The organism is Streptomyces sp. NPDC055239 (assembly GCF_053606205.1).
On sequence record NZ_JBSGRD010000018.1, the window covers coordinates 131,775 to 155,133 of the forward strand.

Annotated in this window: 26 protein-coding genes and 1 pseudogene; 7 read left to right on the plus strand and 20 right to left on the minus strand. The window is 68.0% G+C overall.

Annotation, left to right across the window (positions count from 1 at the left end; translation table 11 throughout):
* From ACWFRJ_RS39970 to ACWFRJ_RS39990, 5 genes are all read right to left on the minus strand, one after another.
* On the minus strand, positions 1-1,220 hold a 1,220-nt coding region (locus ACWFRJ_RS39970), incomplete at its 3' end, for a hypothetical protein (RefSeq protein ID WP_453542982.1).
* A complete protein-coding gene (locus ACWFRJ_RS39975) occupies positions 1,217-1,858 on the minus strand; it encodes a WhiB family transcriptional regulator (protein WP_453542985.1) in 642 nt (213 codons plus the stop codon). The genes ACWFRJ_RS39970 and ACWFRJ_RS39975, both read right to left, overlap by 4 nt.
* Positions 1,859-2,014: 156 nt before the next feature.
* Entirely contained in the window at positions 2,015-2,719 is a 705-nt protein-coding gene (locus tag ACWFRJ_RS39980; RefSeq protein ID WP_453542987.1) for a zinc finger domain-containing protein, read from the minus strand.
* A 2-nt stretch (positions 2,720-2,721) separates the two neighbouring features.
* On the minus strand, positions 2,722-3,609 hold the full coding sequence (locus tag ACWFRJ_RS39985; RefSeq protein ID WP_453542989.1) for a helix-turn-helix domain-containing protein: 888 nt from the start codon (positions 3,607-3,609) through the stop codon (positions 2,722-2,724).
* A complete protein-coding gene (locus tag ACWFRJ_RS39990; protein ID WP_453542992.1) occupies positions 3,606-3,752 on the minus strand; it encodes a hypothetical protein in 147 nt (48 codons plus the stop codon). The genes ACWFRJ_RS39985 and ACWFRJ_RS39990 overlap by 4 nt, the downstream gene beginning before the upstream one ends.
* 551 nt (positions 3,753-4,303) lie before the next feature.
* On the opposite strand from ACWFRJ_RS39990, the gene ACWFRJ_RS39995 reads away from it, so the two are divergent.
* Positions 4,304-5,167: a helix-turn-helix transcriptional regulator gene (locus tag ACWFRJ_RS39995; RefSeq protein ID WP_453542995.1), complete on the plus strand. Its 864-nt coding sequence runs from the start codon at positions 4,304-4,306 to the stop codon at positions 5,165-5,167.
* A gap of 35 nt (positions 5,168-5,202) precedes the next feature.
* Here ACWFRJ_RS39995 and ACWFRJ_RS40000 read toward each other — a convergent pair whose 3' ends face one another.
* From ACWFRJ_RS40000 to ACWFRJ_RS40010, 3 genes are read right to left on the minus strand one after another with little or no spacing between them, the layout of a single operon-like run.
* Entirely contained in the window at positions 5,203-6,393 is a 1,191-nt protein-coding gene (locus ACWFRJ_RS40000) for an amidohydrolase family protein (protein ID WP_453542998.1), read from the minus strand.
* Positions 6,394-6,410: 17 nt separating this feature from the next.
* Positions 6,411-7,592, minus strand: coding sequence for an MAB_1171c family putative transporter (locus ACWFRJ_RS40005; protein ID WP_453543001.1), 1,182 nt, complete (start codon positions 7,590-7,592; stop codon positions 6,411-6,413).
* The gene (locus ACWFRJ_RS40010) at positions 7,592-7,981 is read right to left on the minus strand and encodes a hypothetical protein (RefSeq protein WP_453543004.1); all 390 of its coding nucleotides are present in this window, start codon (positions 7,979-7,981) and stop codon (positions 7,592-7,594) included. Before ACWFRJ_RS40010 ends, ACWFRJ_RS40005 begins: the two co-directional genes overlap by 1 nt.
* Before the next feature lie 1,020 nt (positions 7,982-9,001).
* Here ACWFRJ_RS40010 and ACWFRJ_RS40015 point away from each other — a divergent pair.
* Positions 9,002-10,399, plus strand: a complete 1,398-nt coding sequence (locus tag ACWFRJ_RS40015) for a helix-turn-helix transcriptional regulator (RefSeq protein ID WP_453543007.1) — start codon at positions 9,002-9,004, stop codon at positions 10,397-10,399.
* 114 nt (positions 10,400-10,513) lie between these two features.
* Positions 10,514-10,918 carry an acyl-CoA thioesterase gene (locus tag ACWFRJ_RS40020; RefSeq protein ID WP_453543010.1) on the plus strand — a complete coding sequence of 135 codons (405 nt, stop codon included), beginning with the start codon at positions 10,514-10,516 and terminating at the stop codon, positions 10,916-10,918.
* A 369-nt stretch (positions 10,919-11,287) separates the two neighbouring features.
* On the opposite strand, the pseudogene ACWFRJ_RS40025 reads toward ACWFRJ_RS40020, so the two are convergent.
* The 4 genes and pseudogenes from ACWFRJ_RS40025 to ACWFRJ_RS40040 all read right to left on the minus strand — a co-directional run.
* Positions 11,288-11,536 (minus strand): annotated as a pseudogene (locus ACWFRJ_RS40025) (coenzyme F420-0:L-glutamate ligase); the annotation flags it as partial.
* Positions 11,527-11,673, minus strand: a complete 147-nt coding sequence (locus tag ACWFRJ_RS40030) for a hypothetical protein (protein WP_453543012.1) — start codon at positions 11,671-11,673, stop codon at positions 11,527-11,529. The pseudogene ACWFRJ_RS40025 and the gene ACWFRJ_RS40030, both read right to left, overlap by 10 nt.
* 18 nt (positions 11,674-11,691) lie before the next feature.
* Positions 11,692-12,240, minus strand: coding sequence for a hypothetical protein (locus ACWFRJ_RS40035; RefSeq protein WP_453543015.1), 549 nt, complete (start codon positions 12,238-12,240; stop codon positions 11,692-11,694).
* Positions 12,240-12,656 carry a hypothetical protein gene (locus ACWFRJ_RS40040; RefSeq protein WP_453543018.1) on the minus strand — a complete coding sequence of 139 codons (417 nt, stop codon included), beginning with the start codon at positions 12,654-12,656 and terminating at the stop codon, positions 12,240-12,242. The genes ACWFRJ_RS40035 and ACWFRJ_RS40040 overlap by 1 nt, the downstream gene beginning before the upstream one ends.
* 470 nt (positions 12,657-13,126) lie before the next feature.
* Here ACWFRJ_RS40040 and ACWFRJ_RS40045 point away from each other — a divergent pair, with 470 nt between their 5' ends.
* The 3 genes from ACWFRJ_RS40045 to ACWFRJ_RS40055 all read left to right on the plus strand — a co-directional run bounded on the left by ACWFRJ_RS40045 (position 13,127) and on the right by ACWFRJ_RS40055 (position 16,151).
* Positions 13,127-13,987, plus strand: coding sequence for a restriction endonuclease (locus tag ACWFRJ_RS40045; protein ID WP_453543021.1), 861 nt, complete (start codon positions 13,127-13,129; stop codon positions 13,985-13,987).
* 108 nt (positions 13,988-14,095) lie between these two features.
* Positions 14,096-14,548 (plus strand): hypothetical protein, encoded by a 453-nt coding sequence (locus ACWFRJ_RS40050; RefSeq protein ID WP_453543024.1) that lies wholly within the window; start codon positions 14,096-14,098, stop codon positions 14,546-14,548.
* Positions 14,549-14,717: 169 nt separating this feature from the next.
* The gene (locus ACWFRJ_RS40055) at positions 14,718-16,151 is read left to right on the plus strand and encodes an IS701 family transposase (protein WP_453543026.1); all 1,434 of its coding nucleotides are present in this window, start codon (positions 14,718-14,720) and stop codon (positions 16,149-16,151) included.
* 120 nt (positions 16,152-16,271) lie between these two features.
* Here the strand turns inward: ACWFRJ_RS40055 and ACWFRJ_RS40060 are convergent, their stop codons facing one another.
* The 5 genes from ACWFRJ_RS40060 to ACWFRJ_RS40080 all read right to left on the minus strand — a co-directional run bounded on the left by ACWFRJ_RS40060 (position 16,272) and on the right by ACWFRJ_RS40080 (position 20,403).
* Positions 16,272-16,619 (minus strand): NUDIX domain-containing protein, encoded by a 348-nt coding sequence (locus tag ACWFRJ_RS40060; protein WP_453543029.1) that lies wholly within the window; start codon positions 16,617-16,619, stop codon positions 16,272-16,274.
* Between the two features lie 37 nt (positions 16,620-16,656).
* Positions 16,657-17,169 carry a class I SAM-dependent methyltransferase gene (locus ACWFRJ_RS40065; RefSeq protein WP_453543032.1) on the minus strand — a complete coding sequence of 171 codons (513 nt, stop codon included), beginning with the start codon at positions 17,167-17,169 and terminating at the stop codon, positions 16,657-16,659.
* Between the two features lie 110 nt (positions 17,170-17,279).
* Positions 17,280-18,332 (minus strand): NUDIX hydrolase, encoded by a 1,053-nt coding sequence (locus ACWFRJ_RS40070; RefSeq protein WP_453543035.1) that lies wholly within the window; start codon positions 18,330-18,332, stop codon positions 17,280-17,282.
* 437 nt (positions 18,333-18,769) lie between these two features.
* Positions 18,770-19,648 carry a hypothetical protein gene (locus tag ACWFRJ_RS40075; protein ID WP_453543037.1) on the minus strand — a complete coding sequence of 293 codons (879 nt, stop codon included), beginning with the start codon at positions 19,646-19,648 and terminating at the stop codon, positions 18,770-18,772.
* Positions 19,645-20,403, minus strand: coding sequence for an HAD family hydrolase (locus ACWFRJ_RS40080; protein ID WP_453543040.1), 759 nt, complete (start codon positions 20,401-20,403; stop codon positions 19,645-19,647). The genes ACWFRJ_RS40075 and ACWFRJ_RS40080 overlap by 4 nt, the downstream gene beginning before the upstream one ends.
* Here ACWFRJ_RS40080 and ACWFRJ_RS40085 point away from each other — a divergent pair.
* On the plus strand, positions 20,396-20,887 hold the full coding sequence (locus ACWFRJ_RS40085; protein ID WP_453543043.1) for an NUDIX domain-containing protein: 492 nt from the start codon (positions 20,396-20,398) through the stop codon (positions 20,885-20,887). The two genes, ACWFRJ_RS40080 and ACWFRJ_RS40085, sit on opposite strands and share 8 nt — an antisense overlap.
* Here ACWFRJ_RS40085 and ACWFRJ_RS40090 read toward each other — a convergent pair.
* Genes ACWFRJ_RS40090 through ACWFRJ_RS40100 form a run of 3 tightly spaced genes read right to left on the minus strand, consistent with a single transcriptional unit; the run spans position 20,877 to position 23,325 of the window.
* The gene (locus ACWFRJ_RS40090; protein WP_453543046.1) at positions 20,877-21,611 is read right to left on the minus strand and encodes a dTMP kinase; all 735 of its coding nucleotides are present in this window, start codon (positions 21,609-21,611) and stop codon (positions 20,877-20,879) included. The genes ACWFRJ_RS40085 and ACWFRJ_RS40090 overlap by 11 nt on opposite strands.
* 20 nt (positions 21,612-21,631) lie before the next feature.
* Positions 21,632-22,300: a 3'-5' exonuclease gene (locus tag ACWFRJ_RS40095; RefSeq protein WP_453543049.1), complete on the minus strand. Its 669-nt coding sequence runs from the start codon at positions 22,298-22,300 to the stop codon at positions 21,632-21,634.
* The gene (locus tag ACWFRJ_RS40100) at positions 22,288-23,325 is read right to left on the minus strand and encodes a DegT/DnrJ/EryC1/StrS family aminotransferase (RefSeq protein WP_453543051.1); all 1,038 of its coding nucleotides are present in this window, start codon (positions 23,323-23,325) and stop codon (positions 22,288-22,290) included. The genes ACWFRJ_RS40095 and ACWFRJ_RS40100 overlap by 13 nt, the downstream gene beginning before the upstream one ends.
* Positions 23,326-23,359: the final 34 nt, after the last annotated feature.

Sequence of the window (23,359 nt, forward strand, 5' to 3'; positions counted from 1 at the left end):
GTGCTCGGTCCCCGGTCCCCGCTGGGGTCGGTCCCCGACTCACTGGTGCTCGGTCCCCGCCTTGAATCAGGGCCTTGAGCAGCGACCTTGCGGACCGGAAGGCCTGTCCTCACGCTTCCGGCGTCCCCCGTGCAGGCTTCCGGCTGGCCGGGACCGGTCCCCGAATCTTCGCCGGTTTCAGGGGTCTTGGTCCCCACACCGGTCCCCGCATCCTCGCCCTTGGTCCCCGCGCTTGATGACGCCTTCGAGTCCGCGGTTTCGGGGACCGGTCCCCGTACGGTGCTCGGTCCCCGGTCCCCGTCCGCCTCGTCGGGACCGGCTGTGGGGACCGGCGATTTCGCGGGGACCGTGGTTGTTGGTGTGGTGCTGGGTGCCGGGGACCAGGGTGAGGGCAGCGGGACCGTGGCGAGCGCGAGGGCGTGCCGGCGGGCGGCGAGCTGGTTGAGCAGCTGCGCGCGCTGGAGTGGATCGGTGCCGACCGAGGCCCTGGCGACCGCCTTCGACAGGCGCCGTGTGAGCCGACGGCCGCGCCAGTTCTGCTGCTGCACGGGTGTGCGCTCGGCGAGGCGGGCGGCCAAGGCGACCGCGCGGGTGGTGGCCCGGTCCCGGGTGATCTGTGCGGCGTCGCGGTCCCGGGCGGCGATGCCCAGGCGGGACAGCAGCCGCTCGCGTACCTCCCGGCCCAGTACGGCGATCAGCCCGTGGGAGGCGGCGGCCGGGGTGCGCAGGCGCAGTTCGATGCCCATGGCGAGGTGCCACAGCATCGCTGCCATGATCGGCCCGACGAAGGCCCGGACGGTGCCGCCGATGGGACCGCTCTCGGCGTAGGCGGGGATCACCTGTACTCCGGTGATCACCCAGACCAGCGTGCCCGGCAGACCAGGAGCCCCTTGAGTGGCCAGGTTCTGGCGTGCCATCAGCGCGGTTGCGAAGAGTGCGAGTTCGGCCGCGGCGAACATCCCGACGCGTTCGGCGGTTCCGGCCATGTCGAGGAAGTCGGCCGCAAAGCGCCAGCTCGTGTCCGCGCTGTACGCGGTGCAGCCGAGGGCGGCAAGGGCCGCGACCTTCACCGCCGGACTGCCGAGAGGCTTCTGCGAGCGGGTTGCCCGGCGCCGGACTGTCCAGGCAGTCAGCACCAGAACGAAGGCGGCGGGTACGCCGAAGGCGAGGAGGAGAGAGAGGTCCGGAGCGGCACTGAGGGCCAGGACGGGGTGGGTCATGCGGCCTTTCCGAGAGTGGCGGACGCTGGAGTCGACGCTGCCGGGCGGGCTTTGGGATGCCGAGTGCCGGGTGCGACGGGCGCCGGGCTGCCCGCTGCCGGAGTGGACTTCTTCCGCCGCTTCTTGGGCCGTGGCACGCCGTAGGTGCGGTCGCGGTCGAAGACCTTGTTGGCCGCCTGCCGGAGCAGGTCACGGGCGTGCTTGTGGCTGATCTGCAGGGCGGCGGCGAGCCGGTCGGGCCGCCAGCCGCGCACGTAGGCGTGGTCGATGACGATCTGGCGCTCGGCCTCGGTCAGGTGCACGTCGCGTCCTCGGAAGAAGGCCGTCACGCGCCGGTAGTCCAGGCGCTGGGGCAGACCGTCGTGCCAGGGACGCCGCTCGGCTTCGGTGAGGCCGCCCCAGACGCCCTCCTTGAGGACGTTCTGCAGGGCGAAGTCGAGGCAGTCGCGGCGCACCGGGCACAAGCCGCACAGCTCCTTTGCCTCCGCGATGGCTTGGTGGTCCCGGGGCCGCGGGAAGAAGACGGCGTCGGCGTCCTCGACCTCCATGCCGTGGCACACGGCGCGGGTGTGCCAGCTGGTGTCGCCGATACCGCGCAGGCCGGTGGCCGGCGCGTCGTGGGTGGTGATGTGGCGCATGATGGTCTCCGATGTGCTGCCGCGTCGGCCCGTCACAGGGCGGGGGAGGGACGCGGTGTCGGGTGCCGGCTGCGGCGTGAGGGCGTGGGCCGCAGCCAGGGGCGGGACGGCGGTGTGGCGGTGCACCGGACGGGATGCACCGGCCTTGCGCGTAGGTCAGGCCAGCGCGGACTGCGAGACCTGCGTGGCCTGCTGAGCGGCGGCAAGATCGAGGCGGCCGGGGTGCGGAGTGGCGCGCGGGGCGGTTCCGCGAACCCCGTTGTCGGGGCCGATCCGCCGACGCCGGCAGGGCTCGCCGGGCGGGGCCAGGCACCACTCGCAGCGGACGCCGAGGGCGTCGGGCTGGCCCTGGGCGATGGCCGCCTCGCGCGCCGCCTGGGCTGGCCGGTAGGGCGCCAGGGCAGCCCGGGCAGCGGGCGGTATGCAGGAGCCGATCTGCTTCAGCCGGGCCTTCAGCTTCGGGTCGATCCCTTCGCGTCCGGTGGTGATGGCCCGCGCCTGTGCGGGCTGCGTGGCACCGGCGGCGACGGCGTGCCGGGCGCCGACCAGCTCGGCGGTCCAGGCGGCCTGGTCGTCCGGGTCGACGGACGGGGTGGGATCGGAGTGCCGGGCTATGCGGTCGCGCCGGTAGCTCTCCCAGGGCCGGCCGACGTCGGAGGGCTGAATCGGGTACGGCGAGAGGCGGATGTGCTGGCGGGCGGCGATCCGGGCGTCCCAGCCGTGCGGGGTGACCATCGGCACGTCGCCGAGCAGTTCGTGCCACTGGGCGAGCTGGTCGCGGGCCTCCCCCTCGATGCGGATGGTGCGGGGGTCCAGGCGGCCGATGTAGGCCAGCAGGGCGGCGATTTCGCGGCGGTCCATGGTCAGCCCTCCGTTCCGGTCGGCTCTTCGAGGGCGGCGAGGAGGGCGGCCTGGTGCGCCTCGGCCCGCGTCATGCCGCCGGGCTGGGAGGCGGCCTTGCCGGGCAGCGCGTAAAGGGCCGGGCGGCCCGGTGGGTGCTCCCGGGCGACCCAGGAGCGCCAGTCGGCAGCCCAGGCCCCGGCCGTTCGCGGCTTGAAGTCGGCGCGGTGGGCCCGCCACTTCGCATCGGCCGCCTGCAGGCCCGCCTCACCGAGCCGGTCGAGGTGTCCCTGCTGGCGGGCCCAGGCGTGGGTCTCGGGGTCGACCTGCCACTCGGCGGCCGGAATGAGCCCACTACTGCTGTACCTACGGTTCACCTTCGGTTCACTACGGTTCTGGGGTGTTGAATCCGTACCGTCGGGGGTGCGGATTCCGTACCGTCGGGGGTGCGGAATCCGTCGCGGGGGTGCGGAATCCACACGGGTCGGACTCCGTGGCGAGGGTGTGGAATCCACACCCTTCTTGGGCCAGATCCCGTGCCGCTGGAGCTTCTCCGGCTGCAGCTCGGGCACCTCCGTATCGGACGATTCGACGCGGGCCTCCGGGTCTTCCGCCCTGGCCGCCTCGGCCTTGGCCAGGAAGGCGGCGGCGTGGGGCAGCCGGTAGACCATGGTCCGAAGCGGGCCCTGGTAGTCGACGAGCAGCTCCAGCTCGTCACCGTCGGCGAGAGCCCGCAGAGCCGCGCGGACGGCGGTGAGCGATGCGTTGGTCCGCTTGACCAGACTGGCCATGGAGGCCCAGGCGACGCACTGCTCGTCGGGGACGCGGTCGGCGATCGACAGCAGGACCAGGCGCGCGGTGCCCCTGCTGGAGCTGTGCTCCCACACCCATTCGCGGGCATCGACGCTCATCGGCTGCCCCCGCTCACGAGGCGGGGCCGGCGGTTCGACGGGGCCAGGATGGTGTGGTCCGGCTCGGGGCGCTGATGCGCCGAGCCGGGGATGACTGCCGCGCAGGCCAGGCAGATCGGCCTTTTGCGCAGGGCAGGAGACATGCGATACTCCCCGTTGCAGTGTTGCCACGCTGATGCGCCCCTCGGAAGGACTCAGCGTGGTGATGGTGGGCAACCTCCGCCCTTGCCGGGGCGGGTATGCCACTTAGCGTTCGGCGTCCGGGAGTTACGCTCTCGGACGCCGTCGCTGCTTTATAGGACCTTCTCGGTCCGGTCCGTGCTCGCGGGCTCCTCCCGTCCGTCGTTGCGGGCGGGCTGCCCGGCGACGACGAACATAGGCACGGACCCGCGTCAAGATCCAGAGTTGGTTCTTAAACTCTGTACTGATCGCAGACAGTCACCGCGCGATCGTCCGCCGGATTCATCTGCGGCTGATGTGTGAATGCGGGGCCTCGGTCGTCTGTTCGCACTGGCTGTGCGTATCGGCTTGCGAAAGGGTCAGGGCGGCACGAGCGGGCTCCCGGGGCCGGACGAGCTCAGGTCGGCGACGAGGTGTACGGATCCCCCCTCGTTCGCTACGCTGAAACTATCCCAGCATCAGGAAACGGGTCAATGGCCTGTGATTTCTTCAGTAAAAACAACCAGGGAGTGGAATGCCGCCTCGTCTCTTTGACGGTCGCCGCCTCTATGACGTGCGGCGCGCTGCGCATCGCACGCAGGGCGACGTGGCCCAGGAGCTGGGCGTCTCGCCATCGTCGGTCGGCAGCTGGGAGACCGGACAGTGGCCCCCAGACGCCGAGAAACTGCCGACAGTCGCCGCTGCGGTCGGCCGGGACCTGGACGAGCTATTTCCGCGCCTGGGGCTCCCGGACCTTGCCGATCTGCGCTGCGACGCGGGCATCTACCTAAAGCAGGTGCCGGAGCTGATCGGGACGAAGAGCTCCGGCCCTGTGTCGAACGCCGAGAAGGGCGTCCGGCGGCTCACTGAGCAGTACGTCGAGCCGCTCGCCAGGGGCTACGGGGTGAGCGCGGAGGCGTTGCTGGCGGCGCAGGAGCGATCATTCGGGCAGGAGGCTCCGCCACCCGCCACGGAGGTCCCCAAGTCGTTGGCCGAGAAGATCAGCTATCTGCTTGCGCACTCTTATGCGGGCCCGGAGGTGCGGCCTTCGGACGAGGACCTAGCTCGCCAGGTCAACGAGCATGCCGGGGCCCCCATCGCTACCGAGGCCAGCATCTGCGCGCTGAGGACCGGCGCTGAGACCGAGGCTTCTCCCGTGCTCCGGGACGGGCTGGCGGCCGTGTTCGGTGTATCGCCGATGTACTTCCAGCCCCACGAGGCCACAGCGCGCCAAGTCGTCGAGGGACTGCAGCTCCTGGCCTCGGGAAATGTCGGCAAGATGGCGGCGCGCGGTCTGGGCGAGGACGGGCTCAGCGCCGACCTTCTGGCCTTCATCAACAAGGCCGCCGCCGAGCTGCAGCAGCGAGACCTGCCTGGGGCGGACGGCCCCAAGCAGTAGTCCTCGCTTCCGGTGCGAACGCAGCGTGTGACTGTCTATACCTGGCCGGGGCGGTAGCTGCGGACGCCGCGGGCGAAGACGGCCCGGACGTCCTCCAGGGCGGTGAGGTCGGTCAGCGGGTCTCCGTCCACGACGAGGATGTCGGCGCTATAGCCGACCTTGATCTGCCCCGTCTGGTCGGCCAAGCCCAGTGCCAGCGCCGCCTCGCTGGTGGCCATCTCCAGGATGCGGTCGTTGGACACGCCCAGGTGCTCGTAGAACTCCAGCGCGGCGATCAGGCCGTCGTGGCCCGCCCGCTGCACACCCGCATCGGTGCCCGCGATCAGACGCACGCCGGCCTCGGCCATCTGCCGCACCGCGTCGAACATGGCCTCGGCCCGCTCCGGACCGAAGAAGCGTGGCAGCATCTTCCAGTGCGGGCTTACGGCCGGGCACACGTGGATGCCCTTGGCGACGATCTTTTCCAGGATGTCGTCGTGAACCTCGATGCCGTCCTCGGTCATCCAGGTGCAGTGCTCGATGGTGTCGACGCCGGCCTCGACGGCCGCCATGATTCCGTCGACACCGTGCGCGTGCGCGGCGACGGGCAGTCCGGCGGCGCGGGCCGCATCGACGAGCGCGGCGAGGTCGGCGGGGGCGAACTGGGTCTCGTGACTCTTGGCGCCGCCCTTGGTCAGGCCCCCGCCGGTCTCCATGACCTTGATGACCTGAGCGCCGGCTTCGGCATTGCGCTGGACCAGCTCGCGGATCTCCTGCTCGCCGGAGACCTCGCCGCCCAGGAACCAGCAGTGCCCGCCGGGAGGAGTGAGGGGTACACCCGCGGAGACGATGCGCGGCCCCGGTACGTCGCCCTGCTCGATCTCCTGGCCCAGGCGCACCGCGAAGTGACCGCGGTCACCCAGGTCGCGGGCGGTGGTCACACCGATCCGCACCAGCTGCTCGGCTCGAGCCCGCATCCCGTCCAGCAGGGCCTCGTCCTCCTGCTGCTCCAGAGTGGCGACTGGGTCGGCGCCCCCGTCGAACGCAAGGTGCACGTGTGCGTCGATCAGTCCGGGCATCAGCGTGCTGGCGGGGTAGTAGAGGCGTGGCTCGTCCGCCGGCGCGAGGGCCTCGACCTCTTCCCGGCCGCCGACGGCTGCGATCAGGCCGTCTTTGATCAGGACCGCTCCGTCGGTCACGTACTGGCCACGGTCCCCGGTCAGGACTCGTCCGGCGCAGATCAACATGCGTAACTCCCTTGTGCTTAACCGTGGTTCGCGGCCGTCATGGCCGACATGTTCCGAGGGGTGGCGCGACGCAAGGCATCCGCCAGTGCCACCAGCTGCTCGACGTCGGCATCCGGGCCCTGCTGCGAGGGCAGGGCCAGAGGAACCGCAGCCACTGGTTCCACTGTGCCTGATGTGCCGGGTGCTCCGGCGGCAAGCGCGTCGCGCAGGCTCTGGGCCAGTGCCTCGGGCGGCGCGCTGTCCAGGGCAGCGTCACGGGCGCTCTGGCCGGGCAGGGCCGGCAGGTACGGGCTGACCTGCACCAGGCCGTCGCGGCACTCCACCACGCGTCGGTGGTAGCGACGGTGCACACTCCGTCCGTCCCAGGTCTCCCGCCAGGACTTCGCAGTCGGCTGCAGCACGCTGGCTGGGTACGCCTCGGCCAGCAGTTCCCACAGGGGCTGCAGACGATGGTGGATACGGCGGTGCCGGTGCCAGATCCGTACTGCCGTTATCCGGGCCCGTGCGATCGGGTAACTGACGCCGACGACGAACAACATGATCGACATCACCAGCAGGGCGGCCACCGCGGCGTTCAGGCCCGAGGGAACCGTGCCGCCCATGCTCCGGAGGACCACGAAGACAGCGCGGATCGCGCAGGCGCATGCCATGGAGGCCAGTCCGACGGCGGTTGTCCACAGGCCGGTGGAGTGCGGCCGGGGGGAGAGCCGAGCGTAGCGGCAGGTCCACCAGAAGGCGGCTCCGAGCGCGTACATCATGTACACGCCCGCCAGCAGGTAGAAGCTGGCTGCCTGGGGAATGGTCATGTCTGCGGTGGAGAAGCTGCCGACCAGGACCTCGTGAGGGCCGCTCGCGACGATGGCCACCAACGCGGCGACCACCAGCACCAGCCCCGCTGCCTCCCAGCGAGCGCGGCCTCGGCCGGTCTCCTCGTCGGCGGCGGAGTGCAGGTAAAAGCACATCAGGAAGAAGAGGGTCGCCAACAGCAGCACGTTCTGCAGCAATTTGGCCGCGCCGTGTCCGGCGACGGCGTCGACTCCGGAAGCACCGCCCGGCATGGCCAGGGGGTACGACGCCGCGGCACAGACCAGGCAAAGGGTGACCGAGCGCAGCGGGGCATTGTGAGGATCCCGGACTACCTGGCGGACCTTCCAGGCAATGGCCGCCGCGAGCGCGGCGAAAAAGGCCATGGTCACCATCACAACCACCCTCGGGTGTCGCCTAGTGCGGAATTGACCCGCCGTACCGCGGGGTCCTGTGCGACAGCGGGAGTAGTGCGGTTCAGCACGGAGGACCACTGCAGGATGATTGTCGCGCTCAGTTCCACTTCGCATTCCTCATCGGAGTCGTATGTGCAGCGCTTGCGTACCCGGCGGATGCTGGCGGCGTTCAGGGCGGGGAGCATGCCGGCCCACCATCCCTCTGCCGGATCGTCGGGGTCCTCCGGAATGCCTTCGTCGTCGTTGGCCAGGATGTGCCCGACCTCGTGCAGGATGATGTGGTCCTGGTGCAGCCGCGTGGTGTGCTGCTGATAGACGATGAGGTCAGCGGCTGGGGTGTCAACCCACAAACCCAGCGGTCCGGGCATAGGCATCGGGTAGGGGCGCAGCTCGATGTGTCGCCCCCGCTTCGCGGACAGCGCACGGCACAGCGCCGTTACATCCAGCGGCGGCTGGACGTCCAGGGCCCGCAGCTGGTGCCGAAGGCGACGCTGCAGATCACGATCGCCGACTCTGATGCGCGGAGCACGGTGGGGGCGGAGCCCCCGTTCCACGGCTGCGGCAACCCGCTGGCGGGGCACATTCAGGAGAGGCGACCTCGACTCGGCGAGTGGGCCGCTGTTTCGCCACCACATAGGTCTTCCTCTTGCTCGTGCCCCACTGCTGCGCCCGAAGGGGCCGATGCGGGTGAGGCGGGTCGTGCTGTGATGCGTAGCGGATCGTGTTGGCGCAGGGAGCAGGCCACGAAGCGGTCGCCTGCGGCTATGGCGGGGACGAGACTCCGCCACCATCTCCGTCAGCAGGGTGGAACCAAGTCCGGGGCACACGAGTCCCCACGCTGCACGGGATACGCAATGACCTTCACCGCGCCCCGCAACGGTTTGTTGAACCTGCTGACAGAGGGATTCAAGCCAAACCAGCGAGAGCGAGTCAACGGTTATCTTTTGCCCGAGTTTGTACATTTAGGTGACTCGGGTGGCAGGCGCCCTTCGGTTCGGCCGTGGACCCTCAAGTCGCTTGCCACGTAAGCGGAATGAGGTGATTCGTTGATCCACTCGAAGATCCTTCGCGGTCGGCCCGGGGTGGTCGATTCGAAGGAAAGTGAAAAGCGGCAAACATTTGCCGCTTTTGCAGATTGATCATGAATCGCAGGTGGGGATGTCCCATTCGGTGATGAATGCCCTTCGTCGATCCGGGGCGCAGGTTCTGGACGGAGCGAGATCGCCTGGGCGGTTTGTGGTCCACGCCACAACTGGTCAAGATCGCCTAAACGTTGCGTATCGTCTTTAGTGGGGAAACGGCAAGGCGGGGGGTCAGCGATCATGCTGACCTCCTCTTTCATGCCCGGAAACGGGCATCTCCCCGTTCGAGCAAAGAGGGAGAATCTCATGGCCGCGAAGGAACCGGATCCCGACCGCACCGGAGATGCGGAACCGGATCCCGACCGCACCAGTGATGCGGAAGCAGAGATTTCCTCCGAGGAAGTTGTAGGTCAGCTCGCCGGCCACTTCATGGGGTTTGGCGCGATGCTCAAGCGCTGGCGGAAGGACGCTCGCGTCATCCAGGCCAAGGCAGCCCGTGCTCTGGGCATCAGTGTGCGCACCTACCGCGACATCGAAAACGGTGCGACACCACGGTTCTCTCAGAAGCAGTGTGACGAGCTGGCCGAGCTGCTGAACCTCGACTCCGGCGAGCGCCACGCACTCTTGCTCTCCAACGTGGGCACCTACCTCCGGGCTGCGCCGGCGGAAGGGCAACCCGAGGTCGCCGCCGCACTGCGGCTCCTCATCGACAAACAGATGCCCAGCCCCACGTACCTGAGCGACAGAAACTGGAACATCCTGGCCTACAACCAGGCCATGGCGGAGCTATGGCCATGGGTGATGGAGCCGCGGGCCAATCTGATCCGCTGGGCTCTCACCACCGCCGAGGGCCGTGCCACGTACCACGACTGGCACAAGCACGCCATGGTCTTCATCAGGATGCTGCGCTTCGCCCTGACCACCCACGGCGACGACGCCGACCTCCTGGAGCTGATCGAGGACGTCAAGAAGAACCCCGATATCCGGCGTATCTGGGAGTCCGATGCCGACCTGGTCGAGCACCGCGACGGACACGTCTTCCTCGCCTCCGTGCCGACGCTCGACTACCGGACGATCGAGATCGTCAGCCACGTCGCCTACCCGGCGATCATGCCCGACTGCCGTTTCGTCGTCATGACGTGGGTCGAGGCAGGCATCGCAGTGGAACCGGACGCCACGCACGACGCACTCGGCGGCGTCCGCGATGCCTGGGCCGACGAGACGCACAACTCTGCGCAGGAGATAGACCGGGCGCAGGGGCGGATGGCCCAAGCCGACCGACTGCGTGACGAAGACCTCCGTCGGGCTCGCATCCTGGTCAGCAGTCCGGAGGAGGCTGCAGCTCGGGCGGGCGAGGACGGCATCCCCCTGCCCGCGATCAGCTCCCGGATGGGCCCCGACGCGCAACTGGCTCTCTCGCCCTCAAAGCGCAGCGTCACCTGGGCAGTCGAGGAGGCCCCCGAACGCTGGGGAGTCACCGAGGTCGCCCCTCTCACGGTGCTCGCGCGACTTTCCTGGGACGATCTTGAAGGCCAGATCCGAGCCGAGGTGAGGGACGTGGTCCGGGCTTCATTGCCGACCGATCCAGAAGGTGCTGCCACGGCGATTGCCCGCTACTTCACCGAGGCGGACGCATGGTTGAGCCTTCTCCACGAGATCCGTACGGAGCTGCCGTCGGCCGATGGTGATCGGTCGAACCCGTAGGGCAGGACCGCCACGGAACCCCGCCAGACTCCGCAAGGGCGATGCGCCGGATTCGCTGCGGCTGGCCTGGCCACCACGCTGCCGCAGCCTCTCACCAGCAGAAGGAACCCTCTCGTGCACAAGTACACCTACCCTTGCCCGTTGCGCTGGGCAGACGCGGACGCTTACGGGCACATCAACAACTCCATGTATCTCCGATACATGGAGGAGGCACGCACACGCATGTTCCGGGAGGTTCTGGCGGCTGGCGAGGCTGGCCTTCAGAACGCGTTCGTCGTGAGCCGTGCTGCCATCGACTTCCGCGCCCCATTGCACTACCGCGAAGCGCCGGTCGACGTGGACGTCCGGGTGACGCAGAGCCGGGCGGTTTCCTTCGAACTGGCCTATGAGATCCGAGATGCCAACCTGTTGTACGCCGAGGGCACGACCATGATCGCTGCGTACGACCTCGACTCCGGCCGACCTCGACGCCTCACCGAAGCCGAGAGGGCGTTCGTCGCGCGCTACACCGAATCCTGAACAGGTAGCGTTGCCGCCGACGTTCGGGATTCGTGAGCGGCTAGAGACGTTCCTCAGAACGGCAGCTTGCGTCCCACGTGCAGGTTGTCGTGGTGCAGTGCGGGCGACGGCGCGACGGTCGACAGGGACCAAGCAGGGCCGGCCTGTGGTGGAGGATCGCGACCACTCCCTCGTCGCTGTGTTCGTAGGAGACGCCCCGCAGCACGGCGACGAGGGCACCGCGTCCGCGCTGGGATCAGGCCCGCAGCTGCGGCCACCAGGTCGGTGAGGGTTTCCTCTTGCCGTTTGGTCTTCCCGTCGGGCTCGGTGTGCTCGGTGACACGCAGCGGCGCGATGCCCGGCAGCGCCGATGCTGATGATGGTGGCGCCACGCCGGTCTGCGCGTCCGTCGGAGTCTGCGATCACCACGGCGACGGTAGCGCCGCTGAACGCAGTGATTGCGTCGCGTAGCGCGCGGGCGGATGCGTCGGGGTCCTTGGGCAGCAGCCACGCGCCGTCAGGTCCGGCGCGGTCGATACCGGCCAACGTCAGCTGATATCCGAGGTGGTGTCGCGCGATGATCGGCCCGCGCTGGCCTGCCACGAAGTGGTCGCTAAATTCTCCGAGGATCAGTTCCACGATCTCGGCCGGTTTGCCGGTGCGCGCGCGGACAGGCCGAGGGCGGCCGGTCCGGGGGTCACCCCCGCGAGGTTGACGAAACGTCCCTCGGCGATCGAGACGACCTTCGAGGCGATCCCGAAAACAGCCTTCTGCAACAGCTTTTATAGGTGCGATCACTCATCTACTGCGAGGTCGCGTCGCATCCTGGGTAGTTCCGCAAGAGCACCCAGAAGCCTTTCGTACTCCTCACACGAGTCGCTTCCAGTTTCAACGTAGATGGAGGCGACTTCCTTCAACTTCTCCTCGTATGACTCAAACCAGCGGCGCACCGCCTTCACTGGCTCCATGCGCGTCCCGTCCAGACGTAACCCGCGTCCGGGCTGCCTGCGCTTCTGAAGCTCGCTTCTCAGGTGCTCCAGCTCGTCCTCCGTCGAACTGAAGATGGGATGCGTCAGCAGCGGTGATCTAAGTGGTCGCTCTGCACGGACGGTCTTGTCCGCGTTGTACGCGACCTCGGCCTCCATCCGGAAGAAGGCCACCTGTTGGGGATCGGGATGACGGAGGACCACGACGAAGCGGTCGACAGGATCGGGCGGCAGCTCTTGGGAAATCCGCCGCTTGATAGCGGCCGACGAACTGTAATCCCTGCACAGATCGTTGCGCACTCCGTAACTACTCGTGACGAGCTGCAGCGCAGACTGAATGCGGTCGAGTTCGTCCATCAGGCCATCCCCAAAGGCACACACGCGCGCGGGACATCGCCGGAGACCCGCAACGGATCTCTTACATGAATACCGAACTCATGGAGGTAGGCTGTCTGGCCGCCGCTATTTCGCACCTTGACGTCGAGAGCGATGGGGAAATACTCCTCTTCCGTATGCGCCCCTCCCCAGCCGGTCCAGTCGCCGCGTGGCCGTCGGGCATAAGCTCCAAGCATCCGTTGGGCACGCTCCCTCAGCTCCGAGACCACATCACCTTCCGCGACCTCGAAGATCTCCCCAAGGTCCTCGATGGGAACGACAGCGACGTCGACGAACTCGACCTTCGCCTCGGTCGGCTTACGGGCCCGCAGCGCGGCCCACGCGCCGATTCCGGCGCCGAGGACTCCTGCGGCCGCGGCAACTAGAGCTTCCAGCATGAACGCACCGTAGCCAGGAGACCGCGCCGCAAACAGGGGGCACACCGCTCTCGCGGCAACGACCCGTGAGGTGAGCGGGTTGGTCGAAAAATACGTTCACGCCGTGAACCCAACTCGCAAGCTGACGAGGGCGTAGTTTCCCTTGTACGGGGTGACGCTGCCCTGCGGCGCCAGCACTTGAGTAGCGGCTCAGACTGACGGTGCCGCGGCTCCAGGCTCCCGGATTCCGTCTCCGGTGGTCAGCGTTGGGGCTCGCTGAAATGGCTCTGCCCGCAGCTCCGTAGCCAGTCTTGCCGGGCTTTCCCTGCAGCACAGCCGGCCGCCACCAGCATGACGTCGCTGCGGCTACCGACCGCCTGATGACGATCCATCGCTCTGGCCACCGTGTGGAGTTCTACAGTGAAGGGCCCACCAAGCGGCGCCACTCGAAGCGGAGTGAGCGTCGGCACGAACCGGGAATGGAGGAGGCCGTGGCACACGAGAGCGGCTCACACGCCGTGTTGATGTGGCACTTGACGCCCGATCGGCCTTGGGCCAAGGAGATCGTTTCCGGTCTGGCCCGACACGGCTTCACTGTGCGGAGAATGGAGCAATACGTAGGGCGGGGAGAGCAAGCGACGGCTCTAGGAGAGAGCAGGCAGGCGGGGCTCCTTTTGGGTCTCAAAGGCGCTGACTCGCTACTCCTTCTGGTCTCTCCGAACATGCCTCCGAATGATGAGCAACTGCGCAGTCTTGACAGCAGCATGGATCAGCGTGGTGTCGATGTCATCCCAGTGATTCTTGGGTCAGGGCCAGTGCCCCAACCGCTGAGGGGGCGAGCCGGGGTGACTATGACGCACGGAGAGGCGTCGATCGGTGAACTCACACGGAGAATCGAAAGAGGGAGGGCGCTTGACCTCCTGGACCTCCGGCCGGCGAATTTCAAGAATTTGGTAGAGGATCTTCTCCGTAGTGAGGGCTTCGACGTCATCGCCTTCAGCGGAGCGGGAGACCGTGGATACGACTTCGTAGCGAAGACCCCCGGAACCGACAAGATGCCGCCGATCAAGTACGTCGTGGAGGTCAAGGCGTATCGGCATTCACGCGTGTCGGTGGCGGCCGTGCATGAAATTGCGCAGAAGGTCGCCAGGGCAGGAGGTGGCCGAGCCGTCATGATTGTGACGAATGGTCAGCTCACCTCAGTGGCCAAGCGCGCACTTACGGACCTTGCCTCACTCCCGGAGTCCCCCGAGATCCGCGTCTTGGACGGCGCTCAGGTCAAGTACCTGCTACTCAAACATCCTGACCTGGTGCGCAAGTACGGGCGCTCGTACTACGAACGAGGCCGGTGAGGGGGATGGCCACCCAAGCCGCACTGACAGTTGCACAATTGCGTGCAGACCTTGACTCGTGCCCGGCTGGGGCGTCCGGGTGGAAGAGATTTGAGGAGATCGCGCTCGATGTACTCAGCTACCTTTTCGTCCCGCCGCTCAGGCCGCCTACCCCCCCAGGCGCACACCTACTCCAATGTGGAGCGCCGGGACGCCGTCTTTCCGAACCGACACCTCGACCCGTCGAGCAACTGGGGGATCTTCCGACAGGACCTTGAGGCTCGGATGATCGCAGTGGAGTTCAAGAACTACGACAAGACAGGGATTGGGCGGGAAGAAGTCGATCAGACCGCCAATTATCTGCGCCGGGCCTGGGGTCGACTTGCCTTACTTTGCACGAATGTTGAGCCGAGTAAGTCGGCGCATATTCGCCGAAACTCGATCTTCAGTGATGACGAAAAGGTGATCCTATTCATCACCAAAGCCGACCTCGGTGAAATGCTGGATATGAGGGATCGAGGCGAAGATCCCTCGGACTTGATCATGGACATCTATGAGGCGTTCCTGATCCAGCACGAGTGATTCCCAGGGGGAGGCCGTGGAAAAGGGTCAGCTCGGAGGGCGTCAACTTCACCATGCCATCTGCTCAATTACCGGTAGTTCGTTAAATCCGGTGGTCGTGTGGGTTGACGGCGGTGGAGGCTGGTCGTAGGCCGGTAGGAGGAGTCAACTGCCCTGCTGGGAGCCGAAGATGACTGCTCGCCGTCCGTGTCCGCCTGCGCCGGGGCCGTTGGAGGAGTACGCGGCCCGGTTCGACGACCTCTTCTTCAGTCTGGCCCAGCGGCGGGGGTTTCGCGAGTATCTGACGGGGCTGTTGGCGCCGCGTCAGCGGAACAAGACGATCACGTGCCTGGCCGGGGCCGAGCCGGTGGCGGGTGCGGGGATACCGGGGGTGCAGCGGCTGCAGTTCTTCCTGTCCGAGTCCCCCTGGGAGGCCGATCCGGTCAACGACCGGCGGCTCGAGCTGCTGCGCGAGGAGCCGGCGACGGCTCCGCACGAGGGCGGGGTCATTGTGATCGACGACTCCGGGGACCGCAAGGACGGCACGGCGACCGCCAACGTGGGCCGGCAGTGGCTGGGCCGTTTGGGCAAGACGGACAACGGCATCGTCACGGTGACCACGGTGTGGACCGACGGCCGTGTCTACTACCCGCTGCACGCACAGCCGTACACGCCTGCCCATCACTTCACCCGCGCCCGCTCCGACCCGGCCTTCCGCACGAAACCACAGATCGGTGCCGCTCTCGCGGTCCGCGGGAAGGAGGCAGGCTTCGGCTGCCGGGCGGTGGTCGCCGACTGCGGCTACTCCGTCAGCGACGACTGGTACCTCGCCCTGCGCGAGGCCGAGCTGGCCTACGTGGTCGCGCTCAAACCGCACCGCGGCACCTGGGCACGAGCCAACCAACCGCACACCCCCGTCGACGCGGCCCGCACCCTGACCTGGCGCAATGCCAGGCACCCCGGCGACTGGACCCCAGTTGAGCGTCACTTCCGCGACGGCCATAGCAAGACCTGGTGGGCCGCCGATGCCCGCCTCGGCGGCTATGGCCCCCACTCACCCTGCCGCCTGGTCGTGGCCACCACCGATCCGGCCACCCTGCCGGAGAAGGCCACCTGGTACCTGACCACCAACCTCCCCCACCCCAACGCCGCCTCCGGCCCGCACCCGCCGGCCGACCTCACCGAGATCGTCCGCCTTTATGGCCTGCGGCCATGGATCGAACAGAGCTACAAGCAGATCAAGGACGAACTGGGCTGGGCCGACTTCCAGGTCCGCACCGACCGCGCCATCCGCCGCCACCAGACCCTGGTCAACTGCACCTTCTCCTTCTGCTGGCACCAGTGGTTCGCCCCGCCCGGACCCGTGGACGCCACCGCTCCGGACCCATGCCCCGGCGACGGGCCAGAGAGGGGGCCCGCCCACGCCCCACCAGCACCAACAGCCCTGCTGGCCCGGGGCCTTACGCACCATCCGATCCTGGCTGACTCCCGCCATCACCCTCAACCAATGGTGGCGAGCCTGGACCGACAAGGACCCGCCCTCCGAGCTCCGGGCACTGATCGACGCGGTCACCACCGGACACGGCATCGACCTCTACCGCCGGACTTAACGAACTACCGGTAGACCGTCGACTGCTCATCTACTGCTGAGATACGGGCCCAATTGCTGGAGTAGAACGGCTCCCTACACCTTCCACCCGGTCGATGAGCGTGCCCAGGAGCGTGACGTCTGATGGGCGGGCGATCAGACCGTCTCCTCACCCAGTTCACGGACGACTGCGGCTTCGAAGGACTCCTCGGCCTTGACAGTTCCGCCCGGGAGTTCGAAGGTGCCGCGCCGATGGTGGCCCAGCAGGACCCCTTGCCCGCTGAGGAGGATGGCTCCGACACCGACGGCCGCGTGCGCCAGAGGCGGTCTGGTGCTGCGGGGCGGCTGGAGGCCCGTGCCGGCCGGGCGGGCAGGCGGCGCGCCCGGATGAGCTGCTGGATGACCTGGGCGCTCTCGTTGGGATGATGCAGCAGGTCGATGGCCTCGACGCGGAAGCCGTACTCGGTGAGCAGGTCCTCCCACAGCTGCGGCGCCAGAACCCACATCTGGGTCGGCAACGGCGGGTCATCGCGCAGCAGGATCATCTGCTCGCGCGGTGCCACCTCGGTGGAGGGGCCGCGGCCGTGCAGGTCGGTGTGCACGGGTGAAGGATCAGCGGCGCTCCGGCACGCAGCCCCTCGCGCAGCGCCGGCAGCACACGGCGCGGGTCGATGAACCCCAGTGTGCCAATCGCGTACGCGGCGTCGAACGGCTCGGCCCCGGCGAGGTACTCGGCCACATCTCCAAGTACGAACTCCACTCCAGGGACGTGCGCGTGCGTGGAGACGGCGCGTTCGTGCTGGGTCGCGGATAGCTCGATTCCGGTGACGCGAGCGCCGTGGGCCTGCACGAGATGCACGGCGTGGTGGCCGGCCCCGGAGCCGATGTCCAGGACACGGCGTCCCGCGATATCGCCGAGGACTTCAACGCCCGGTCCGACGTCCTTCCAGGATGCCCAGCACATTTGGTCGGGGACGGGCGGGGTGTAGGCGCGCGCGAGCTGACGCTGGCCGTAGATCGTCCAGGCTTCGGTGTTGACGTCTTCGACGGGCATAGTGCCTCCTCGACGGGCGTGCTGCAGATCAGGCGATAGCGGTTCTGGCGAGGGCAGCGCAGCGCAATTGCTGCGATCCGGCCGAGCCGATCGGTGGGGTGCAGCTCCCGTCAGGACCAGCCCATGGGGGCGTACAAGGTGCCGTGGGAGATGGCCTGCAAGGCGTTGCGCGTGTACTCGACGATGGGTTCGGGCAGGGCGTCCAGCGGCCACCAGCACCACTCGGTGCAGCATTCGGGTTCGCGTACGACGGGTTCTCCGTCCCCGCGGGCGGGCGCGAAGAACAGCCCGATGCGCGGGATCGTGCTTCCGGGGTCGAGCAGGTCCAGGACGTGGACGAGCGAGAGGTCGGTCTCCGGGATGCGGAGTCCGGTCTCTTCTTCGGTTTCCCGGACCATGCAGGTGACGGCGGATTCCAGGTCTTCGCGGTGGCCGGCGGGAAGGTGCCAGGTCGAGGGGGCGAAGGCACTGTCCGGGTGGCGTTTGCCCAGCAGGACGGCGCCATCGCGGATGAGGACGAGGTGGGCGCCGATAATGCTGCGGCTGCGGTGATCGCGCGGTTCGCGGACTTCCAGCACGGGAAGCGTCGCGTCCTTACGCCTCTCGGGCTGGTGCGTGTGGTTGTGGTGGGCGTGCAGGACCGCGGCGGTGCCGGGGTCCATGGTCATCTCGTCGATCTCGTCGATGCTGGTCCAGCGCAGTTGGATGCCTTCGCGGAGTTCGATCTCGTGCGCGGGGGTGTTCAGCGTGCCGTGGTAGACGCGCACGCGGTCCTTGAAGGCTCCGCTGGCATCCAGAGTGACGAAGGCGGTCAGGTCCGCAATGGCGAGGCCGATTTCCTCGTCGAGTTCCCGGGTGATGGCTTCGTCGCAGCTCTCGCCCTTCTCGGTGTTGCCGCCGAGCAGGGCCCATTGGCCGGGGCGCCAGATCGGCTTGTTCGCCGAGCGCAGGTGGAGCAGGTAGCGGCCGGCGTCGTCGGTGAGCAGAGCTGCGGTTCCGGGAGTCGTCGGCCAGTCGATCGTGACGACGGCGTGCTTCTTGCCGAACGTGTGCGGGGCACCGGTCGGGGGCGTGGGGCTGTTGGGGCCCAGGGGGCGGATGGTGATGTGCGGGCAGAGGGCGGCGCGGTAGTTGCGCTGCCAGTGCTGGACCTGCTCGGTCATCTCCATCGCGGCCAACTGGCCGTGGGGGGCCGTAGCCGTGGACGACGAACTCGTACAGGCCGTTGCCGTCGTTCCCGTCGCAGACGCGCTCGGTGGTCAGCTGCGCGAGGGAGGCGCCGCGGATGATGGAGAGTTCTTGGTCCGCCGGACCAGGTCGAGGAAGGCTTCCTGGGTTGGTCCCATGCCCTCCTGATGGAGTTCCGCCCAGGTCTTGGTGGGGCCGGTTGAAGGGGGCATTGTCTCGATTCCTTTCAACGGTTCCATGGCTGGTAGACCGCCCATATTGATGGGGCGGTTGGCTGCCGGGTTTTGAGCTCGGTGAGCAGTACCGTGCGGCGGGCCGGCTCGTCATCAAGGCCCAGTGCCGGTTTCGGTAGCTCCAAGGCCGCATTTGGCCGCGCTTGCCGTTCAGGGACCATCTGCACCTCGCCGGACCATCACTCCTGGCTGAAATGGCCGCATTGCCCCGCATCGGGAGGAGAGCGGAGCCACACAGTCAGGTGTGAGGTGAGATGGCTCGGGACTTCGGGCCTGAAGCCGTGGGCGGCGAAGAAGCCGATCAGCTCTTCCGTTGTTCGGCGGTTGTGGAACCCCTGTGTGCCGTGCGCTTTGTGGATGCTGATGTTCTCGGTGATGACGGCGGCGACGGCTGACAGAGGCTTGGCCAGCTCCTGGTGGGGGCGAGCCAGATGATCGAGAGTGTCGATGATCCATAGAGCGTCAGCGTCGGGCGTGTCGTCGAGTTGAGTGGGCTCGACGACCTGAACGGATCGGTTGCCGCGCGCGGCGCGCCATTGGAGGAATCGAGTCGAGGGCGAGTGGTAGTCGCACGGGGTCACGGCATACCCGAGGGTGCACAGCTGGAGGGTGTCCTGGCCGATGCCGCAGCCGTAGTCGATGAGGGTGCGTACGCCGAGTCGTTCGAGGACAGGAAGAGCCTGGCGGAGGTAGGGCGGGCGGTTGCCGCTCGCGGTCCAAATGGTCGAGTTGTAGAGGTAGTCCGTGCTGGAACGGAAGAACTCCGCGCGTGCGGCCGGAGTGGTCGGCTGGGCCCTGTCCCAGGCGGCAGCCAGGCCACGCGAGGAATCGTGGAAGGCGATGAAGTCATCTGCGAGGAACTCGCCCAGCTCACGCAGGAGGGGGGAGCCATGCGCTTGGCGCCACCGGAACTTGTTCCACGCCGCCCAGCATTTGGTGCAGCAGTCGAGGTGCAGGCGCAAGCGGCTGGCATCAGCGGTGGCCAGGCGTTGTCCGAGGAAGGTGGGGAAGGCAGCGCGGTGGGTGCGGCAGCGCTGATGGGTGATCGCGGCGGTCACGGTGTGATCACCTCCTTTGCGGGGCGGATCAGAGCCGTTTGATCTGTGCTGAGGGTGAGGACATTCATTCGAGCCGCGCGAGCCGCCGCGATCCCGTCGGGCGCATCGTCGACCGCGAGACAGCGAAGCGCTGGTACGCCGATGCGGTGGGCGGCTTCCAGGAACACGTCGGGTGCAGGCTTTCCCTGGGCGACGTCGTCGGCGGTCACTACGGCCTGGAAGGTGTCGAGCAGGCCAAGGGAGCTCAGTCCGGCAGCCACCAAGGGGCGCGAGGCGCTGGAGGCAATGGCGCAGGGGAGCCCGGCGGTATGAGCCTGCTGTAGGAGAGCGAGGGTGACGGGGATGGGCCGCAGACGGCCGGACTGGAGGTGGTGAAGCAGCAGTTGGCTGCTGGCGGCACGAACCCGCGACGCGGGCACGGGCTTGGGCAGCCGCGCGATCAGGTCGAGGATCGGGAGGCCGGCGTGCTGGCGATACCAGGTCTCAGGAAGCGCGACGTGGTAGGGGGATAGAGCTTGGGCCAGGGCGCGGTAGCGGGCCTGGTGGGTGTCAGCGAGGGTGCCGTCCCAGTCAAGGATGAGGCCCTGGATGCCGTCGAGTTGCGACGGGAGGGCACTCTCACGCGCACGAGTGACAGGACGGCAAAGGGTGGCCGAATCGACGCTTGTGGGCCAAGGCGCTGTGGGAGAGTCGGGCGATCCGGCCGCGTCCGCGGCTGCTTCCTGCGGGTAAGACTGGGACTGGCATATGACCATCAAGCACGCCACTGCTTCCGTGTTCCCCTTCGCCGTGGTCGACGGTGAGTGGCGCATCGGCATGATCGAGCATCCTCGGCTGGCGTGGTGGATGGTCCCGGGCGGGCACGTCGAGACAGATGAGACCCCGGCGCAGGCGGCGGTTCGGGAACTGGTCGAAGAGTCCGGGTTCGAGGGGCGGCTGCTGCCCGCACCGGTGTTGGAACTGCCGGATGGATATCCGCATCCGGCGGTCACTGCGCCGTGGTGGACGGTCGCCATCAAGGCGAACCGGGACAACCACCACCCCGAAGAACATGTACACATCGACCATCTGTATGTCGCGGTCGTCGACGCGCCGCTGGAGCCGGTGGCCGTGGCGGTACACCCCTTCAAATGGGTGTCTGAGGCGGACCTCGGTGAGCTGTACGCCCCGGAGGACACGAAGGTGATCGGCAAGGAGCTCTTCGGCCGGATCGCCGAACTTGTGGCGCTCACGGGCTGACCTCACCGCTGGCGGGTGAAACGGTCCGTTGCTCGGGCACATCGGCGGCGCGCGCGGCGCGCAGTGCCTCGTTGATCCATTCGGCGATGCGAGCGGCTGCGGTGTCGGGGGGCGTGGCCCGCCGGTCAAGGATGCGGCTGCGGTCACTGGTGGCGGCCAGGGCCCGGAACAGCTCGTCGGCCTGGTGGTGCAGGAGCCGCTCTTCGGCGGTGAATTGCTTGTGGTCGCGTTGCTGTGCGCGTTCCAACGCGGTGTCCACGTCGTCGGTGACGAAGACGGTGAGATCAGGGAGCGGGCGCCATTGTGCTCCCAGGTCGAGCAGGCGGCGAGCGGTTTCCAGGGGGCGGTCCTGCTGGAGGATCAGCGCCTGGTAGACGGCGGTGGAGTGCAGGCTGCGGCCTTCGAGGACGATGTCGCCGGCGGCAAGGCGGGGGCGGCTGTGCTCGTAGTCGTGGGTTTTCACGGCGAAGAGCAGCAGGGTCTCGCTGCGGGGCGTGCCGCCGCGAAGGAAGTGGTCGCCTTGGCTGGCCTGATGCATCGCTTTGAGGATCTGTTCGGACAGGCCGGGCGTGCCGTCGGTGCGCATTCGTGCAGAGAACTCGGCGATCGTATGGCTGGGTGCGGCCAGTTGGGGGCGGAACCTCTCTAGGAGGTAGTCCTTGCCGACTCCGTTGATCCCTTCGACGCTGACGAGCAGTCCGGTGTGGGGGCTGGGCTCATGCACGGTGGAGGTCCCTTCGCGTCTCAGCCAAAGGTGAGCTGTTCGGGCTCGGCGGCCTTGGGCGGCTTGGCACACCGCTTGATCAGATCGGCGAGGGTGGTGACGGTGCGCGTTTGCGCAAGGTCGGTCAGCAGGCGCTGGAAGAGCAGCGTGGTGACTTCGACGTCGGCCATGGCCCGGTGCCGCTTGGAGGGGTAGGGCAGGGAGAAGCGGCCGATCAACGCGTCGAGGTTGTACGCGGGCAGGTCGGGGTGCGCAAGTTTGGCCATGCGGATGGTGTCCAGGACGGGCAGCATCGCCATGCGGGGACAGTGCGTGCGGTAGCGGTAGAGGAAGCCCGCCTCGACGGAGGCGCTGTGGGCGACGAGCACGGCAGGTGCTTCGGGGAGGTCGGCGTCCAGGTGGGCCAGGACCTCGGCGGCCGGTGTGCTGTTCTCGATGTCCTGGGCGCTGATGCCCATTTGCATGGTGTCCGCGGGGGTGACGGGGGCGTGGGCGGGCGGGCGCATCAGGGACTCCCAGCGGAATCCGGAGGGTTGGGGGCCGTCCTGCGGTGTGTGGTGCAGGCCGATGACGGCGACTTCGATCGGCTCGGGCGAGTATCCGGTGGGAGTGGTGCCCTCGAAGTCGATGACGTGGAAGGTGGTTTTCAGGTAGTCCGCGTCGTGGGCGAGGTGGGTCACGGTGTCCACGCCCGTGCCTCCTTGGCGATGGTGGCGGCCTGCGTGCGCAGGCGGTCGTCGGTCAGTGCGTTGTGCAGAACGACGGCGAGGGTGTGGTCGATGGTTTGGGCGGCGCGACGGCAGGGTGGCGCAGGGCGGGTAACCAGGGCTGGGCGCTGGTCAGCGGCCGTGAGGTGGAAGGTCCCGACGCTGTTGGGCACGCCGCGGGAAGCGAGCAGCGTGGAGAACGCGCGCGGCTCGTCGATGCGGAGCTCGAACAGGGCGCTGTAGCCATTCCACCCCGCGGGGGTGTGCCGAGGGGCGAGCTGATCGACGTCTTCCAGCAAGCGGGTAAGGAGACTGGCCTGGGCGCGCCGGTGCGCGAGGAGCTCCTTGAAGCAGCTGAGGTTGGTGTGAGCGTAGGCGGCGAGTGGCTCGGCGAGGCGGTAGTTGAAGCCGATGCGGGTGAGGGGTGCCGAGCCGTCGGGAGGGGTGAGGTAGTGGTTGGCCAGGGCGCGTGCCTCGCCTGCCAAGGCGTCATCGTTGGTTACGAGGAAGCCGCCTTCCCCGGACCAGATGAGCTTGCCGTCCTTGGTCGAGAAGCAGCCGATGTCGCCGTGGGTACCTGCGAGTTGACCGCCGACGTGAGTGCCGAGCGCCTGGCAGGCATCTTCGATCACCAGCAGGCGGTGCTCGGCAGCGAAGGCACGCAGGGCGCCGGGGTCAGGGGCGCGGCCCCACAGGTGGACGGGCAGGACGGCGCGGGTGCGCGGGCTGAGCTTGGTGGCGGCATCGTCCAGGTCCAGGCCGACGCCGTCGGCATCACAGTCCACGAAGACGGGAGCGGCTCCGGCGTGGTGCACTGCGGCGATCGACATCGGCACGGTGAGGGCCGGGACCAGGACCTCATCCCCGCCCCCGATGCCCGCGGCCAGGAGCGCCACGTGCAAGGCCGCGGTGCCGGAACTGACGCTGATGGCGTGCGCCACCCCGAGCGCCTGGGCGAGGTCGTGTTCGTAGGCGCGGGCGCGCTCGGTGGTGAACAGGTCGGCCATGGGACGTACCCCTCCTGTTGGGGCCGGCACAACG